This is a genomic window from Proteus mirabilis ATCC 29906 (assembly GCF_000160755.1).
GTDB lineage: Bacteria > Pseudomonadota > Gammaproteobacteria > Enterobacterales > Enterobacteriaceae > Proteus > Proteus mirabilis.
The window spans coordinates 135,420-153,407 of record NZ_GG668583.1 but is presented as its reverse complement, the minus strand read 5'-3'; the positions used below and the strand labels follow the sequence as shown (position 1 = coordinate 153,407).

Genomic DNA, 17,988 nt, shown 5'->3' with positions numbered 1-17,988 from the left:
GATGGCTAAAACATCCTCTTCTTCATTACAAGTTCAAACAGAAAAAGAACTGCATATACGCCATAAACGCCAACTTTGGCGTCGTCAAAAAAACCGTATCGCACTGTTTTTATCTGTCTCTACCATGGCATTTGGTCTGTTCTGGTTAATGTGGATCTTGTTTTCTACAGTAACCAAAGGCTTTGATGGCATGTCTTGGGCCTTATTCACAGAAATGACACCGCCCCCTAACACCGATGGTGGCGGATTAGCTAACGCCATTGTGGGTAGTGGTCTACTTATTTTATGGGCGACGGTCATTGGTACTCCTTTGGGGATCTTAGCGGGTATCTACCTTGCTGAGTATGGGCGTCGTTCATGGTTAGCGGAAGTCATACGCTTTATCAACGATATTTTATTATCAGCCCCATCGATTGTTGTTGGACTGTTTGTGTATACCATTGTGGTGGCACAAATGCAGCACTTCTCTGGTTGGGCGGGTATTGTGGCATTAGCGTTATTACAAATACCTATTGTTATTCGCACCACGGAAAATATGTTGAAGTTAGTCCCTGATAGCTTACGGGAAGCGGCTTATGCATTAGGGACGCCCAAGTGGAAGATGATCGCTAAAATCACGTTAAAAGCCTCCGTATCGGGTATTATCACGGGCGTATTATTAGCGATTGCGCGTATTGCGGGTGAAACAGCACCACTGCTATTTACTTCACTATCTAACCAATTCTGGAGCACAGATCTAAACGAACCGATAGCCAACTTACCTGTGACTATCTTTAAATTCGCCATGAGCCCTTTCTCACAATGGCAAGAGCTTGCTTGGGCTGGCGTATTACTGATCACCCTCTGTGTTCTATTTATCAATATTATCGCGCGCGTGCTGTTTGCTAAAAATAAGCATGGCTAACGCAGAAAGTTAAGCAAGAGAGAACGTTGAATGACTATGGCTAATGATAACGCTGGAAACAAAATCCAAGTTCGTGACTTGAACTTCTACTATGGTAAGTTCCATGCGCTGAAAAATATCTCATTAGATATTGCCAAAAATAAAGTAACGGCATTTATCGGCCCTTCTGGCTGTGGTAAATCCACTTTACTGCGTACTTTTAATAAAATGTATGAGCTTTATGGCGAACAGCGTGCTGAAGGTGAAATCTTGTTAGATGGCAACAATATTCTGACAGATAAACAAGATATTGCGCTATTACGCGCAAAAGTAGGCATGGTATTCCAAAAACCTACACCATTTCCAATGTCGATTTATGACAATATCGCTTTTGGTGTACGCTTATTTGAAAAACTGTCTCGTGCTGAAATGGACGAACGCGTTCAGTGGGCGCTGACCAAAGCCGCATTATGGAATGAAACCAAAGATAAATTACATCAAAGTGGCTATAGTCTTTCTGGGGGACAGCAGCAACGTTTATGTATCGCACGCGGTATTGCTATCCGTCCTGAAGTATTATTACTGGATGAGCCATGCTCTGCACTCGATCCTATCTCTACAGGTCGTATTGAAGAGCTTATCAGTGAACTAAAATCCGAATATACCGTGGTGATCGTCACCCACAATATGCAGCAAGCTGCACGTTGTTCTGATTACACTGCATTTATGTATTTGGGTGAATTAATCGAGTTCAGTGATACGGATACATTATTTACTCGTCCAGCGAAGAAGCAAACTGAAGATTACATCACTGGGCGTTATGGCTGATAACGAGGCAAATCATGGATAATTTAAACCACAATAAACATATTTCTGGTCAATTTAACGCTGAGTTAGAGCATATCCGTACAGAACTGATGGTCATGGGTGGCTTAGTTGAAGAGCAATTAAAAAAAGCCATTACCGCAATGCATAACCAAGACCAAGCATTAGCCAATGAAGTGATTGAAGGTGATCAAAAAGTCAATATGATGGAGGTTGCCATTGATGATGCCTGTATGCGTATCATTGCCAAACGTCAGCCCACCGCCAGTGATTTACGCCTTATTATGGCGATTTCTAAAACTATCGCCGAATTAGAGCGTATTGGTGATGTGGCAGAAAAAATCTGTAAAACGGCCCTTGAGAAATTTTCACATCAACATCAACCACTGCTAGTAAGTTTAGAGTCCTTAGGCCAACATGCGATACAAATGCTCCATGATGTTCTTGATGCTTTCGCTCGTATGGACTTAGAAGAAGCTATTCGAGTCTATCGTGAAGATGCAAAAATTGATAACGAATATGAAGGTATTGTTCGTCAATTAATGACTTATATGATGGAAGATCCTCGCACTATCCCGAGCGTACTGACGGCATTATTCTGTGCTCGTTCTATCGAACGTATTGGCGATCGTTGCCAGAATATCTGTGAGTTTATCTTCTACTACGTCAAGGGTCATGACTTCCGTCATTTAGGGGGTGACCAAGTAGAAAGAATGCTGACAAAAAATGATGATAGTCACTCTGCTAATTAAATAATTTATTCACTCTCTTTACGCTCTGAAACAGAGGCATTATTTGCCTCTGTTTTTTTATTTATGTTTATAAAGTCACTATCTCTCCTTAACTTATTCTATAAAAGCATATCCATATCATTTTTTATTATTTTATGAACTTAGAACAACTTGATAGCGTGATAGGCAACATAACAATGAGAATACTTTTTTGGGGTGAATAATGAAATTACGTGTTTTGGCAACGGCATTAATTGCTGGCTCAGTGCTTTTTTCTGGTCTGGCAAAAGCCGATAAATTAGACGATATAAAACAGGCAGGTGTGGTACGCATTGCTATTTTTGATAGTAACCCACCGTTTGGTTTTATCGATCCACAAACCAAAAAATTGGCAGGTTATGATGCAGATATTGCGAATGAAATTGCCAAAGATCTCGGGGTAAAATTGGAATTACGTCCAACTAACCCAGCTAACCGTATTCCACTACTTAACGCCAAAAAAGTCGATTTAATTGCCGCCAACTTCACCATTACCGAAGAGCGAGCAAAACAAGTCGATTTCTCTGTACCTTATTTTGCTACTGGACAGAAATTTATCGCGCGCAAAGGCGTATTAACCAGCCCTGAGCAAATTGCGTCATTACGCATTGGGGCTGACAAAGGCACCGTACAGGAAATTACCTTACGTGAACGCTATCCTGAAACTAAAGTCATCTCCTATGACGATACCCCTCTTGCGTTTGCCGCATTACGCAATGGCAATGTACAAGCGATAACCCAAGATGATGCTAAATTAGTAGGGTTATTAGCTAATTTACCTGAGAAAATCAAAGCTGATTTTGAAATATCGCCCTTTAGTATTACACGAGAATATCAAGCCGTTGCCGCAGCTAAAGGTGAACAGCGTTTAATTAACGAGATTAATAACACGCTATTAAGATTAGAGAAAGAAGGCAAAGCAGACGAAATTTATAATCGTTGGTTTGGCCCTGATACTAAGTCCGCTCAACCTCGTGGTGACTTTAAGTTTGCCCCACTTTCTGAGCAAGCGCCTCAATCCTAATGGTAGAGCAAATAACGACTTAATTTATCGCGATGATTTATTGATAAAACACCAACCCCGCTACTGCGGGGTTTGGCGTCTGCAATAGGTAATAATTATGTTTGCGCAGTTTCTTTCTCACTATCTTCTTGAGCCTCACTACTTAAGTTGGCTGTGGCAAGGTTTTTTAATCACCTTGCTTATCTCTTTCTGGACTATCATTATTGCCACATTACTAGGTTTTCTTCTCAGTGCTGCCTATGATAGCCATATCGCGCCATTACGTTGGTGTGCGGCCATTTATACTTCACTCTTTCGTAATACCCCATTATTGGTTCAGCTCTTCTTTTGGTATTTTGCTTCTGGTGAACTATTGCCACAAACGGCCATGATATGGCTTAACACCCCACATGAACTTTCTTTATTTGGCTTAACGCTCTCTTGGCCCTCTTTTGAATTTTTAGCCGGTATTATTGGGCTTACCTTTTACTCTGTACCTTTTATTGCCCAAGAGCTAAGAGCAGGAATACAGGGAGTCAGACAAGGCCAAAAATATGCAGCTTTAGCGTTAGGATTAACCCACTGGCAATCCATGCGTTATGTCATTTTACCGCAAGCTTTTCGTATCGCCCTTCCGCCATTGTTGGGTCAATATATGAATATTATCAAAAACTCCTCTCTCACTATGGCCATAGGTGTCGCAGAGCTTTCTTATGCTTCAAGGCAAGTTGAAACTGAATCATTACGTACTTTTGAAGCGTTCGGCGTCGCCACCATACTGTATATCGCTGCCATTGCATTAATGGAAGCTTGGGGGCAATGGCATCAGCAACGAAAATTAGCGCAAGGATATTGATATGGACTTTACTGTTATTGCTGATAATTGGCAGTATCTACTTTTTGGCGCGTATCCTGATGGGCCATTAGAAGGTGCGGCTTTAACCATATTTATTAGTGTGATCGCCGGTATTGTATCTATTATATTAGGGACGCTTGGGGGGATCGCTCTCGCCATGCTTAAAGGGGTATGGGTTAACTTATTTGCCGCTTTTTTAGGTTTTTTCCGTGCTATTCCGGTCATTATGTTGATTTTTTGGCTCTATTTTCTATTACCCGTGGTATTAGGAATGGAAATTCCTGAGATAACCACCGTGATCTGTGCTCTAGCACTTATTACCTCCTCTTATATCGCTCATGGTGTTAAAGCCGGTATTCTCGCTATTGGCAAAGGGCAATGGCAAGCAGGTTTATCGTTAGGATTTAATCGCTGGCAGACGCTTTGGTATATCGTGTTACCACAAGCATTACGTATGATGGTGCCCTCTTTTATCAATCAATGGATAGCCTTAATTAAAGATACTTCCCTCGCTTATGTTGTAGGTGTCGGTGAACTCTCATTCTTAGCAACACAAGTTAATAATCGCAGCATGGTGTACCCGATGGAAGTTTTTTTATTTGTTGCCTTTATTTACTTTGTGCTCTGTTTTTCATTAGAGTTAATTGCCAACCGAGTGGGGAAATTATTTACCCCCCAAAAAGAAAAACGCTCTTTTTGGCAATATGTTATCCCTAATAAAAAGCCTTCACTGAGTGAAAAAATTATTTAACTTATTCATCCCCTAATAATATTGATTAGGGGATTAAATAATAACCATCACAATGTCTTACTCCTTAAAATTTTTTAGTGCTTTTAAACGTAAGATCATATCAAATGCTAATATAAATTCCTGATAGAGTTTATTTCTCCGCTCAATAAAATAGAGATAAATAACTAAAGATAAACTCACCGAATAAATTAAAAAGAAATTCTCTTTTATATTCAGCAAATAGAATAATAAACAGAGTAACAATGTACCTAAAGGGATCAAAATCAGAAACCATAATACACGGCAAAACAGGCCTCTTTTTTTTACCTCAGCAAAATCTTCTTCAAAGCTATAACAGATAATCATCCCCATTAGGTAATTAATTTTACTCGCCTTCGATAAAAAAAGCATAACAAACAGAACACTATATAAAAGAATGATTAATGCAACAATAAACTCAATATTAAGATAACCTTGCTCTAACGAGAAAGTAGCACTGTTCTGGAGCGGAAAAACAATAGGAAAATTAACAAGTAAACTTAAAAAAACCTCATTAACAATAAGATAGGATATGTTAAATTTTTTCTTCTCACGGCTATATAAAGAAAAGTTATTCAAATAATGAATTGAACAACTGACATAAAACTTGATCAAAAAATACATAAAAAACCATATCATTAATGGTGACAAGAAAAAACCAAGAAAAATAATAATATATATTTGGCTATCAAAAACAATCTCGATTAAATAAGAGGTAACAAGAAATATTATTATAACCCCAATTATATAGCTTAACGAAAAAACAGTAAAATAACGTGATATTATCGTCCTTTTTATCTCGCTTTTATTATTATTTTTTAAATAAAACTTTTCAGAAAAGAGACAGTATCGCCAATATATTCGCTCATTCATCACTGCACTGAGTAAGATGACAATAAAAATAGCAAAGTTACCCATAAATAATAACCAAAAACTTAACTCATTATAATTATTAATAAAGCATAAACTTAATACTATCGAGGCGATATAAATAGGTGTTAGCATAGTATGATGATGCGCTTGCATATAATAATGATAATTAGGCAACATAATTGCTCCTATATAAGATAATTAAATATAATCATTAACATGCAATATATTTTTATCTTTTAGCATATGTGAATTTTTCGCTAAATAATACAATGACTTGCTATCACCAAGTTCAATAAAATTGTGATAGCCTAAATGACACCATAGCGCCATAGTTGCTGTCCATCTTACGGTTTCTGTGAGTTGATTAACTAAATTCTGTTTAATTGTCTCAATATCGCTAACAATCTCAGCAGAAACATTCATCACTAGGGGTTTATCTGGAATTGAAAAAGGGATTGTCTGTAAAAAGTGAGCAAGTAAATTTTTCCCTTCGCTCATCAATTCAGTGTGCCAAGCACCATTAACGGCTAATTTATTCGTTTCTATTTTCATATTAGCTAATTGATTAACAATCTTACGTACACTTGCATACTCCCCCCCAATAACTTGGTGAAGTTCACTGTTATCACAGCAAATATTCACCTTTGTTGCGAGATCTTGCTGGTCAATCAATGTTGATAACGTCTGATAAGAGCAATTTTTAACAACATACATTACCCCTTTGTTATTCTTAGCGAGCTGTTGCATGATAGATGCGCGATAACTAATTAACTTAAAGACAGATTCAAGTTCCAGTACGTTCGCCGCAAATAACGCTGAATATTCTCCAGCGCTGTGCCCTGAATAACCCGCCTCATTCACACAACAATGCTCACGCAGTAAATAAAGAGAAGCAATATTGATAGTTGTTAACGCCACTTGCTGATAACAGGTTTGTACCAATTTATTCATGGGCCCTTTTAAACAAACAGTCCTTACATCGAACCCTGCTATTTCACTCGCACAATTCCATACTTCTTTTATTGATGGAACGTCACGATATACCCTATTTCCCATACCTAAATAAGGCCTACCCTGACCTGGAAAAAATAAAATGCTCTCTTGATTTTGGTGATACTTTTTCTCTCTCAATGGCATAGACCATACTCCTAAATAGTAATATTATTTTTTTGATATTTTTGTAAATAGTGGCTAACTTTAAAAATAGAGATACACGAAGCGATTGTTGCGGAAAAAAATAATAATAGAGGGATTTTAAACATAGCATCATATTGCCATAGCCAAGGGAGCATTAATGAATAGCTATTATTATCAGATAAAGAAATATTGATTTGTTTCAAATTAATCAACCAAGATAATAGCTGATGAGTTAATAATATCGTTATAGAAATTGTTATAGTCATAAAAATAGCCAATAAAATAAATAATCGAGAAAAACTACCTCGCCAAATACCTAATCGATTAAATTCGAACAGATCACCAATAGCTTTTTTGATAGTGATGATAATGATTTTATTCACTAAAAAATAATAATAAATAGCAATAATGCTATACAATAATAGCATTGACCACTTAAAGAATGTCACAATAGAAATAATATAACTTTGTCTCTCAATAACAGGGATCACTTGCAAATTTAAAGATTTTTCTTTATTAATCCTTGTTATTTTAGCTATTACGCTATCAATATCATGCACATTTTTTAATAGAATATTTATTTTTGAGACACTTTTACTTTTTTTTATATATTGTAGTGTTTCTAATGGAATTTTGATCATGGCATAAGGATAACTATTTATTTGTGTGTTAAAAATACCACGTACATAAGTTGGTAATACCATTTTTTCATTATTATGAATAAATACAACATTAACTAAATCCCCATAGTTTATATTTATAGCATCAGCAATAAACTTATCTATCGTGATTTCTGTTCTTCTGACATGAGACAATTCACTCCCTGAAACAGTTAGATCGTATGCTCCTATGGTTAATAATGACTTAGGCTCGATGGCTAGGCCAGAAAACAATGCTGTTTTTTTATTGATAACATTTTCTATCATGCCTGAAAAAATAATTTGTGGTGAAATTACCTGAATTTTTTCTAATAACTGCTTATCATAAGTTAATAAATGGATGATTTCTTCAGCATTGGTTATTTCCAAATAATCTTTCTTATTAGTAATATCCTGTTTATTATCTGTTTTATAAATTTCGATATGCCCTAAATTGGAATATGCTACTTGCTCTTTGAGCAGTAGTGTGAGGTGATGATAAAAACCCTCCAAAATCGAGATGGCGACACAGAGTAAAACGATAAAACATAAATTTCGATAGAAATGGCTAAGGGTTATATAAAGTAACCCTAATGTGTATTTGATATAAAACCAAGATAATGAACTAGAAAGTAATCCTATCAAAATAAATATTGAGATGAATATAATAATATTTTCCATTAATCACTCTCTAATGTTATTGGTTGAATAACCGCGGTCTTTTCAATAGATAACCAAGGAGGAACACTAGTGAAACTATATCGAGCAATTTTTTTACTCGCTTCATTTTCTTGAAGTAATTGAGCCATGATCTTTTTTGCTTGTGTCACTTGCTCACAACTAAATAATGCACGCGCATACATATAGTTAATCATGGGTATAAGTTCACTATTGATATTAATATTCTCAAGTAATTGCTGACTGTCTTTTTTAGCCACCACACAGCGCCCTAAATAACGAGCTGTAAAAGCATCCATTCTTAATCTTAGATAGATCAACCGCCAATTAGTTGGATTTTGTTCAACAACTTCATCAAGATAAAAAAAGGCCTTTTTTATTGTCTGTGCAGCCTGAGAATAAGCTTTATTTTTATGATAATAAGCGGATAAAAATACACTGACATAACCATAAATGACTTTATCAAATGGATGATCACCTTGTTTTATACTGTATTCTAACTCTGAAATTAATGAGGTCAATTTATCACTGGCAGTAAATGTATTCAGTGATATAAATAATAAAAAACGTTTATCGCTATTTTTAATGTCTATTTTACTCTCTACTTGCGAGAACAATAGAGAAATTATTATTAAAATAATACCGATACAATTAAGTTTTCTCCCCATCATATAACTCTCCATGTTTAAGTGTTATAATTTTATCTACAGTCATGTTTAGATGATTACAATTAGTGATTAATAATATTGGTATAGATAAATCTTTATGTACTTGTGATAATAATTGGATAAAATAATCAAAGTTATTCTGACTGAAACAATCATTATTATAATTAGCAATGATACACTTAGGTTTTTTCACTAAAGCTCTGCTAAAGGCAACCTTTAGTAATTGATCTGTTGATAACGATTTTGGGGTTTTATTATAGAGTTTCTCTATGCCCATAGATTTAAGTGTATTTATAATATTATTCTTTAGCTTTTTTTTATCTTTATGATCGACTACTGAATAATAAATATTATCAAATACATTACAATGATTAAAAAAGTAATTTTCTTTGAAAACAAAACCGATCATTCTATTCCTTAACAAAGCTCGCTGCTTTTCATCTAGAATAGATATATAATTACCTAAAAAATAAGTATAACCAGCATATTGAATATCAACTCCTGAAATAATATCAATCAATGCATTCTTTTCATTCTCTTGTTGATATTTTATCAATGTAAAATGCTCATTATTAATATCGAATGTGAGATTTTTAAAAATTATTTCAGCGTTACTTTTATCATGATTAAATTTATTAATATTTGTTAGTGAAAATAGTGCTAATTGGCGTGCTTTTGTTATTCCATACATAAAATACCTTATTATTGTTTCCAACAATCCACCAGCCAAACACCATTTTCTCCATCAAACGCACTCAAAAGGTAATGAGAGGCACTATCTGCTACTTTTTGTAAATGATCGAACATAAGAGCCGGTGTGATAAACCCACTATCACCATAAAGACGATTTAAAAAATAGCAATTAAGATTAACAGGTAATGCTGTGAATGCGGTTTCAAGTATAGAAATATATTTATAAGTCAGTAACGCAGTTATATAAATTGAACCCGTCTGTTTATTAATACAACGGTGCCAATTTTTAACTAATTGCTTTATTGCTTTTTTTCTATTTTTACTCATAGAAAAATAATGATTGATAGAAATTGAAATATCTGAACACTGTTTTTTATTGATAATAATGCAGGCGACTCTTTCAATACTATTTATATTTTCCAACGAGTTAGGCTTGAAAAAAAGGGTTATCGGTTGTCTTTCTATTTCACTAAAAGATAAAATTGGTACAGCCCGAAAACCACCACAAATAAATATATTATCAAGTAAATCACTATTAATGAGCTTTTGTGCTAATAATAGTGCCGACATCATACCATTACGTTCACCTCTTATTTTGCAAGAGAAATTTTTTATACTATATTTTTTTATGATATTTCTAGGAATAATATTAAGAGTGAACACATCTCTTAAACTATCTATCTGCTCGAAAGCCGTTAGCTCTCCCCATGCATCAATATAAATCAGTCCATTTCGCTCCTTTTTTAAGAGGAATTGTGATTTTGTATCTAATTGACCAACAGCATGATCGACCACATGCTCTATTGCAGATAGGTAAGGACGACAATTTGTTTTTCTTATTCCTTCACGTAGATACATATCATGATTGACCCCATAGCGTTGAAAACTCCAACTTTTTCCTGCGCTTTTTTTACCCGCTAAACGTAACATATGAGATTCCCATACGTTATACCATGAAGGAATAAAAGGGATCAGTGGCTCCTGTGGCTCAAAAAAAGCATAAGCGGCTAAATTAATAGCACCAGTGGGTAATAATCGCCTCATCCTTGCTCTCCATTTGCGATTAATAACATGGCAATAATAGAGCCATCCATACCTAAGCCGATTTTTAAAATAGGTTTAGCGCTATAGTTCACACACTCTTGATTAGTGAGGAAATTAACCTCCATTCCATCATCTATTGGATAATGTGTAGTCGAGGGGATCAATCGATTATTTTTTAATGAATCAGCTATAATCATTAAATCAATAATACCAGAGCAATTAGAAATATAACCTATCTGCCCTTTATAGCTAATAATAGGGATGGGTTGTTTAAAGATGTTAGTAATAGCTACCGTCTCAGCTTTATCACTAATAATCGAACCATTACCATGAATAAAAATAGCACCAATATCACTTGGTAAATAATGACTAAGATCGAGAAGCTGAGAAATCACTTTTGATATCGTATAAAAGTTAAATAATGTGCCTCCCATTGTCCGTTCAGCATTACTTTGCATAAAAACGGAATGATAGATATAAGCAGGTGCAAGATATTGTCTCGAGTTTATCTGTTGTTGGCTTTCTAAAATCATCACGGCATAACCGTCTGATAAGGTGACCCCATCGCTGTATTTACTCAAAGGTTGAGCGTGCGCTTCAACTAACATGCCTTGGCTATCCATAAAGGCTATATCTTGTAAAAGTAAGCTATTCCACGACAATACTATTACAATATCCGCCATATCTTGGCTTATTTCATTATGTCCTATATGCACAGCCATTAACGCAGAATTACTAGCACAATAGATAGGAATAGGTGGGAAATCTAACTGATATTCAGCCCACAATTTATTCGCTAATTCATCCTGTGCAAAAGAGGCTGCATGGAGTGATTTTATCTGTGGAGAATATTGAACGTCTTCGGCATCGTTTTTATCATAAAACCCTTGGTAATCCATAAAATCAGCTCTAGGCCCGTGACCTGCAAGATACATTATGGTACGTGAAGCGCGAAGCTTTTCTAGGGTGATATTAGCCCGTTTTAAACTGTTATGAATTAATCGCGTTAATATTTCAAAATGATCATTGGGAATATTTTGATAGGGGATCACCGCCGGATTATGATTAAATTTAAAATATTCTACAAAATAATCATCAGAGAAGTATTTCTCTGTTTTAATTGTTCTTTTTAATAAGAGTTGTTCAGAAAGTTGTTCAAAATTTACTATTGAAGGTAAATTAAGTTCCCATCCACTTATCGCAACATTTTTCATAACGGTTTCCTGATGATAATTGCATAGTGGTTACATCCTTCTGATGAACCAAGAACTAAAGCAGTTTCTATCTGCTTATTAATCGGTTGGGTAACAAAATGAATATCATCAGCTATAAAACTTTTTGTATAAGGAATAGGTATTATCGTGTTGCTTTGCATCATATGAATCACTAAAGAGATCGCCAATATCCCAGCGCATGATTCAACTAAACCAAAAAAGGCATTGTAATTAACTACTGGTACATGATTTGCCGCTTGATAAAATAGTTGCCGAATCGCACGGATTTCAACTTCATCATTCTCTTTATTACCATCACTGGTACCACAGATAATATCAATATCTTGGCAACTGAGTTGCGCCTCAGATAATGCTTGTTGGATAGCCTTACATAAGGCGGCCACTCTATCAGTAATATTTTCGTCTACTAAAAAAGTATTATCATTAGCTTTACCGTAGCCAATAATTTCAGCATAAATTTTAGCGCCTCGTTGCTTGGCATACTCTTTATCTTCAAGAAATAACATCCCTGCCCCTTCTCCGGGGATATAGCCGGCACTTGCATTAGAATAAACCTGATAATCTGTCGCATTCTTGGTCAGATTAACTTTCTTACTCATCGCTTGAAAATAGAGTGAAATAGAACTGAAGTGCTCATCTGCCCCTCCGACAATTACCTGAGGTTGTAGATCTTGCCTGATAATTTCATAACCATAAGTTAACGCCCCTAATGCAGCATTAACCCCTGTTGCCAATGTCGTGGTATAGCCTTTTATTCCTTCTGTAATGGCACAAAATGTCGGTACTGCATTCATTAAAGTACCAGGAAATTCTGATGTTCTTACTTTTTGCGGATCAGGAATTAAACTTTGTAAATAACGATTAACGGTACTTTGTGGCCCTTTTGACATTCCAACAATAAAACCTAAGTTATCACCATCACGTTTAATTTTGCGTCCAGCATTAGCAAGTGCTTCATTTAAAGCGAATAAGGCATAAGTCCCGCTAGGAATAGCTTTTCTTGGATCATAATAACGTAATGTTTTTTTCGGATTAACATCAGTGATAGCATGATAACAGGCGTTATTTTTTAAGCGATGATCAATGTCGAGATCAAAATAAGGATGTCCTAACGATTGCTCAAAATCATTATCTTTTATGACAACAGACATCAAGTTGTCGATATCTTTCTGCACATCACTCGCAAATACGATAGGTTTTAATGTACCTGTTTTATCTCCTGCCGAAATCGCTGTTAGTATCTCCATTACATTATTGCCAATAGACGTAATCGCCCCCACTCCGGTAATAACCACTTTTTTAGCTTTATATTCCGTCGGTGTTTTATCTGTAATATAAGGGCTTGCGATAATAGAGCAGTTATTTCCTCCAAAAGCATAATTATTCTTCATAAAAAATTTTACTTTTTTATCTTGAAAGAAATTCGGTACATAATTTAAATCACAGCTATGCCTTGGCTGAGTGAAATTTAATGTGGGGAGAAGTTTGTCTTCTGCTAAACAAATAAAACACGCGATGATTTCAACAATACCTGCAGCACCAATATTATGACCAACATAAGATTTTGTTGAACTTAATGGGATATGATAAATATTAGGAAATACTTTTTTCATCGACATGGTTTCAATGCGATCATTTGCTTCAGTACCTGTACCATGCACATTTATATAATCAATATCATTAGGAGTAATACCCGCATTATCCAGTGCTTTATACATAACTTGCACTGCACCATTTCCTCGAGGATCAGGGCTAGTTTCATGGTAAGCATCACAAGATGTCGCATAAGAGACAATTTCACCATATATTGTCGCACCACGTTCAACCGCATGTTGATAATCTTCTAATACTAACGCTCCTGCACCTTCACCAATAGACATACCAGGAGTACCTGAAAATGGGGAAGTTGGTGTTGTTTTCATCACATTAAGGGCATAAAAACCCGCAAAGGTAGGAAGATAAATGGGTTCTGTTCCGACCGCTAGCACAACAGGATTTTTGCCATTTTGGATATAATCATACCCCATACCTATCGCGTTAGGGCTTGCGGTACAGGCCGTCGCCACTAATTCAAGACCACCACGTAAGCCAAGTAGACTTGATACACTCGAACAACATGATGAAAATCCACCGGATAAAATGGCTTTTTTTATCGAAAAATCATCAATATGTTGTTCAAATAATGGCAGAAAGGCTTCCGTTCCTGCTGAAGAGACGCCCACGATCATCGCGGTATTATCTAAAATAGACTGATTATCTATTAAGTTTGCTTGTTGTAATGCCTCATTGCAGACTCGATATGCCCATAATGCCGCATTATCTAGTGATCGAGCGATATGCTGCGGTATATCTGAATAATCTAATGCCATCTCAATCTCAGATGCATTGGCATTTTTAAACCATTTTAAATAACGTTGGCTGGGCTTAATATTACATTGTCTATTAAAAAGAACCTGTTTAAATTGAGGCACATCTTTAGCTAAAGATGATAAAACCCCCATTCCGGTTATTACAACCCGACGGCGTCTACTATTCATGTTAATTCCTATATAATATTTATTATGTTTAATAAATATTTTTGCTATAAATTTAATCTTTCATTATTGATGTCTTTCAAGATAACTATCTTCGGTTGGATTAATTATTAAACTTAAATTATTAACAAAGGGAATACTCGTTGTGATAAAATCAATATCACCATAAGCCGTTTTTATTTTATAGTCATCAATATCAACATAAGCAAATTCTCGTTTTAATAATATTCTAGCAATATGTTCTTTTAATATAAAAGAGTATCCCGCTTGAATAACTACGCCTATTTGTTCATTTTGGTAATAGATTGCATCGCCTTGTAAAATTGCAGCATTCTGAGGCATATTAATTATTCTTGCGCCCACTATTTTCTGATCTACCCCATTATCAGCACGTTGTTTTATTGCATCTTGACCAATAAATACATCTTTATCGTAACTAATCGCCCATTGCATTTGTAACTCAATAGGACAGCGACTAAAAGGATTAATCACTTGAGGCTCCCAACAAGGGTTTTCTAGTCGTATATTTTTTAAATCATCAACCCCGCCAATCTTTAAATCAAATTTCTCAGATAAAATGCATAAATGTCGCCAAATAGACATTAACTTCTCTTCATCTCCCATAATGTGATAACAATATTCACCGTGTTTACCAACACGCATAGTAATGACATCTTCATCAACATACATAAACTCATGAAAAGGTAATCCAATAATATCCATACCGACGATTTCAGATAAAATTTCCCAAGCATAGGGGCCTTCTAGACAGATCATACGCCAATCTGGAGTAAGAGAAGCGATAGCATCAATTTGGTAGCATTCACCCCGTTCATCTTGCTTATCTAATACTTTTTTTATCTGCTGGCATATGGCATCACTATTCATCCACTCTGAAATTAAAAAATAGTGTTCATTATCACATAGTACATAGGCATCACTTATTATTTTCCCTTCTTTATCTAGCAACAATGTATAAAGTAGTTGTTCATCACGAATAGATGAAATGTCTGCAGAAATAAGATAATTGAGTAACCGCCAAGCATCTTCACCAGAAATTTTCACCATGCCATAATGAGAAAAGTCTGTCATTAATATGCTATTTCTTACCGAGAAATAAGCCTCATGTTCATTAGTATAACGTTTGGGAAGTGTCACTCCATTATATTCACCGAATAATACATTCGCTTTATTTTCCATTTCAAAGTATTTCATAACATCTCCAATAAATAAAAATGATATAACTTAATTATTATTACTCTCATTTTTTTCTTGTTTTTCTCGCTGTTTATTTAAAATAAAGGTTGTTAGGCTATTTATTGTTCTCATATAAGAAGGATCATCACCTTCTGTAACTTGAATATTAAATTCATCATTAAGAAAGACAATTATCTCTGTGGCATCAACAGAATCTAATTTTAAACCACTACCAAATAACGGAGTATCATCATCAATTTGATTAATACTCTTATTTAAATTGAGTCGTTCAATAAGCCCTTCTTTGACTCGCTTTAACATTTTTTTTCTTTGTTCAATTTTTTCATTTAACTTATCGTCATTTTCCATACTATTAATATCCTAATTTTTATTTTGTTCAGAGTGATTATATTCTCTGAAATTAACTATGGTGCCATTAGCAATGATTTTCTTTCCCACTCTTGCCTCAACAGAATAGTGTTTAAAATTGCTTTTATCAGAAAATAATAGAATGCTTGTTATCTCTATGGTATCCCCTGGGTAAGCAGCATTTTTATACCTTAAATTTTGTGAGGCCAATACACCGGAAACCTTTCTTCGATGCTGAATTAAAATTCGTTCTGATCTCGGCTCATTAAGGGCTTTGGCTATTTCTTTAAATGTATTTAATTCAATATTATGTTCTATTTTATAAATTGAACAAAAGTCATCAATAAAAGATAAATACTCACTCGTTTGACCAAATATTTCCGCCACCATAACCCCTGGCATAACAGGATCGGTTGGAAAATGTCCTAATAAATAGGGATCATTAAAGGTGACATGTTTAATCGTTTTGATAATAGGTTTTTCACTAGGGACAAAATCGACAATCCTATCAACCATAATGGTCGGTTGTCGCCATGCGCCTAATTTTAAAAATAGTGTAGGAGGCAATAACGATTGATTATAGAGACTCATAAGGGTTACCTCTCATCGCATCACCATCCCACCATCAACGATTAATGTTTGCCCAACAATATAGCTGGATGCCTCGGAGCTTAAAAATACAATGGTATTGGCAACTTCAGCACTTGCTCCCAATCGTTGTAATGGAATAACCGATTTAATATGACGTACGACTTGGCGTGACACTTTTTTGACCATGTCAGACTCAATCATACCCGGTGCCACCGCATTGACTCGAATTCCTTTACCTGCCAACTCTGCAGCCAACGTATGAGTAAAACCTATAATTCCAGCCTTAGCGGCGCTATAGTTACTTTGACCAATACTTGGAACAATCCCTGCAATAGAAGCAACATTAATAATGGTCGCTTTTTCTGCCGATCTTAATAAAAGCAATAACTGTTTAGTAAATTGACAAGTTCCTAATAAATTGGTTTTAATAACATATTCAAATTCACTTATATTTATAGCAGAAAATAATTCATCTTTAATCACACCTGCATTGTTGATTAATATATGAATAACACTAGCATATGCCTTTAGTTTATCTAAAAAATCATGAATTGATTTATCATTATTGATATCACATTGTAATATATGTAAGCGGTGACAATATTCACTCTCTTTTTTTAGCTTATCTAAGTTATTTCTATTTTGGTGATATAATGCATAAACATGACACTGCTGTTCAAGGTATTTCTGGCAAATTGCAATACCTATATCACCATTAGCTCCTGTAACAATCACATTCTTATTCTTTAGATCAGAATATATAAACATAATAAAACACCTATAAAAGCATCAATTAAAAATTGCAACAGCGACAGCATAATGATCACAATGAGAAATACTTAATAATGATTGGGTTATTTTTTTCTGCTTTAATAAATTAGAAAAATGGCCTGTAAAAAAATAACAAGGTGCGCCATATTCATCATGCCTTATTTCAATATCATGAAATAAAATTCCCAAACGAAATCCTGTACCTATTGCTTTTACAGCGGCTTCTTTAGCAGCCCAAAACCCTGCAACACGATGATAATTTTCATGAATTCTACCGATACTGTTTCTTTCATATTCAGTTAATAATCGCTGAGTTAACGGTTCACCACTTCTACATATTGCAATAGCCACCTTTTTTATTTCTATAATATCAGTTCCTATTCCCATATTATTTCATACTCAAGATGGTGTATCCTTTGATCTATGAGCGACAAAATATCGCTCATAGATAGGC

Annotated in this window: 19 protein-coding genes; 6 read left to right on the top strand and 13 right to left on the bottom strand. The window is 35.0% G+C overall.

What is annotated here, in order from left to right:
• Position 1 precedes the first annotated feature (1 nt).
• The 6 genes from pstA (at position 2) to HMPREF0693_RS16625 (ending at position 5,088) form a co-directional block, all read left to right on the top strand.
• Complete coding sequence (gene pstA / locus HMPREF0693_RS16650) at positions 2-904, top strand: phosphate ABC transporter permease PstA (RefSeq protein WP_004249075.1); 903 nt, start codon at positions 2-4, stop codon at positions 902-904.
• A 30-nt stretch (positions 905-934) separates the two neighbouring features.
• On the top strand, positions 935-1,711 hold the full coding sequence (gene pstB, locus HMPREF0693_RS16645; protein WP_004246787.1) for a phosphate ABC transporter ATP-binding protein PstB: 777 nt from the start codon (positions 935-937) through the stop codon (positions 1,709-1,711).
• 14 nt (positions 1,712-1,725) lie between these two features.
• Positions 1,726-2,460, top strand: a complete 735-nt coding sequence (phoU, locus tag HMPREF0693_RS16640; protein WP_004246786.1) for a phosphate signaling complex protein PhoU — start codon at positions 1,726-1,728, stop codon at positions 2,458-2,460.
• A gap of 202 nt (positions 2,461-2,662) precedes the next feature.
• Complete coding sequence (locus HMPREF0693_RS16635) at positions 2,663-3,502, top strand: ABC transporter substrate-binding protein (protein WP_004246785.1); 840 nt, start codon at positions 2,663-2,665, stop codon at positions 3,500-3,502.
• A gap of 97 nt (positions 3,503-3,599) precedes the next feature.
• On the top strand, positions 3,600-4,337 hold the full coding sequence (locus HMPREF0693_RS16630; RefSeq protein ID WP_004246784.1) for an amino acid ABC transporter permease: 738 nt from the start codon (positions 3,600-3,602) through the stop codon (positions 4,335-4,337).
• Position 4,338: 1 nt separating this feature from the next.
• Positions 4,339-5,088, top strand: a complete 750-nt coding sequence (locus HMPREF0693_RS16625; RefSeq protein ID WP_004246783.1) for an amino acid ABC transporter permease — start codon at positions 4,339-4,341, stop codon at positions 5,086-5,088.
• Between the two features lie 57 nt (positions 5,089-5,145).
• Here the strand turns inward: HMPREF0693_RS16625 and HMPREF0693_RS16620 are convergent, their stop codons facing one another.
• From HMPREF0693_RS16620 to acpS, 13 genes are all read right to left on the bottom strand, one after another.
• Positions 5,146-6,024 carry a hypothetical protein gene (locus HMPREF0693_RS16620; protein ID WP_237612767.1) on the bottom strand — a complete coding sequence of 293 codons (879 nt, stop codon included), beginning with the start codon at positions 6,022-6,024 and terminating at the stop codon, positions 5,146-5,148.
• Positions 6,025-6,177: 153 nt separating this feature from the next.
• Positions 6,178-7,116, bottom strand: a complete 939-nt coding sequence (locus HMPREF0693_RS16615; RefSeq protein WP_004246781.1) for an ACP S-malonyltransferase — start codon at positions 7,114-7,116, stop codon at positions 6,178-6,180.
• An 11-nt stretch (positions 7,117-7,127) separates the two neighbouring features.
• Positions 7,128-8,435 carry an ABC transporter permease family protein gene (locus tag HMPREF0693_RS16610; RefSeq protein ID WP_004246780.1) on the bottom strand — a complete coding sequence of 436 codons (1,308 nt, stop codon included), beginning with the start codon at positions 8,433-8,435 and terminating at the stop codon, positions 7,128-7,130.
• Entirely contained in the window at positions 8,435-9,103 is a 669-nt protein-coding gene (locus HMPREF0693_RS16605) for a hypothetical protein (protein WP_004246779.1), read from the bottom strand. The genes HMPREF0693_RS16610 and HMPREF0693_RS16605 overlap by 1 nt, the downstream gene beginning before the upstream one ends.
• Positions 9,084-9,830, bottom strand: coding sequence for an ATP-binding cassette domain-containing protein (locus HMPREF0693_RS16600; RefSeq protein ID WP_223842436.1), 747 nt, complete (start codon positions 9,828-9,830; stop codon positions 9,084-9,086). The genes HMPREF0693_RS16605 and HMPREF0693_RS16600 overlap by 20 nt, the downstream gene beginning before the upstream one ends.
• Positions 9,803-10,837 (bottom strand): hypothetical protein, encoded by a 1,035-nt coding sequence (locus HMPREF0693_RS16595; RefSeq protein WP_004246777.1) that lies wholly within the window; start codon positions 10,835-10,837, stop codon positions 9,803-9,805. Before HMPREF0693_RS16595 ends, HMPREF0693_RS16600 begins: the two co-directional genes overlap by 28 nt.
• Positions 10,834-12,051 (bottom strand): beta-ketoacyl synthase N-terminal-like domain-containing protein, encoded by a 1,218-nt coding sequence (locus tag HMPREF0693_RS16590; RefSeq protein ID WP_004246776.1) that lies wholly within the window; start codon positions 12,049-12,051, stop codon positions 10,834-10,836. Before HMPREF0693_RS16590 ends, HMPREF0693_RS16595 begins: the two co-directional genes overlap by 4 nt.
• A complete protein-coding gene (locus HMPREF0693_RS16585) occupies positions 12,048-14,609 on the bottom strand; it encodes a beta-ketoacyl-[acyl-carrier-protein] synthase family protein (RefSeq protein ID WP_036932498.1) in 2,562 nt (853 codons plus the stop codon). The genes HMPREF0693_RS16590 and HMPREF0693_RS16585 overlap by 4 nt, the downstream gene beginning before the upstream one ends.
• 63 nt (positions 14,610-14,672) lie before the next feature.
• Positions 14,673-15,821, bottom strand: coding sequence for an aminomethyltransferase family protein (locus HMPREF0693_RS16580; protein WP_004246774.1), 1,149 nt, complete (start codon positions 15,819-15,821; stop codon positions 14,673-14,675).
• A 30-nt stretch (positions 15,822-15,851) separates the two neighbouring features.
• Positions 15,852-16,172: an acyl carrier protein gene (locus HMPREF0693_RS16575; RefSeq protein WP_004246773.1), complete on the bottom strand. Its 321-nt coding sequence runs from the start codon at positions 16,170-16,172 to the stop codon at positions 15,852-15,854.
• A 12-nt stretch (positions 16,173-16,184) separates the two neighbouring features.
• On the bottom strand, positions 16,185-16,763 hold the full coding sequence (locus tag HMPREF0693_RS16570) for a hotdog family protein (RefSeq protein ID WP_004246772.1): 579 nt from the start codon (positions 16,761-16,763) through the stop codon (positions 16,185-16,187).
• Positions 16,764-16,775: 12 nt separating this feature from the next.
• Positions 16,776-17,531 carry an SDR family oxidoreductase gene (locus tag HMPREF0693_RS16565; RefSeq protein ID WP_004246771.1) on the bottom strand — a complete coding sequence of 252 codons (756 nt, stop codon included), beginning with the start codon at positions 17,529-17,531 and terminating at the stop codon, positions 16,776-16,778.
• Positions 17,532-17,552: 21 nt separating this feature from the next.
• The gene (gene acpS, locus HMPREF0693_RS16560) at positions 17,553-17,921 is read right to left on the bottom strand and encodes a holo-ACP synthase (protein ID WP_004246770.1); all 369 of its coding nucleotides are present in this window, start codon (positions 17,919-17,921) and stop codon (positions 17,553-17,555) included.
• Between the last annotated feature and the right edge of the window lie 67 nt (positions 17,922-17,988).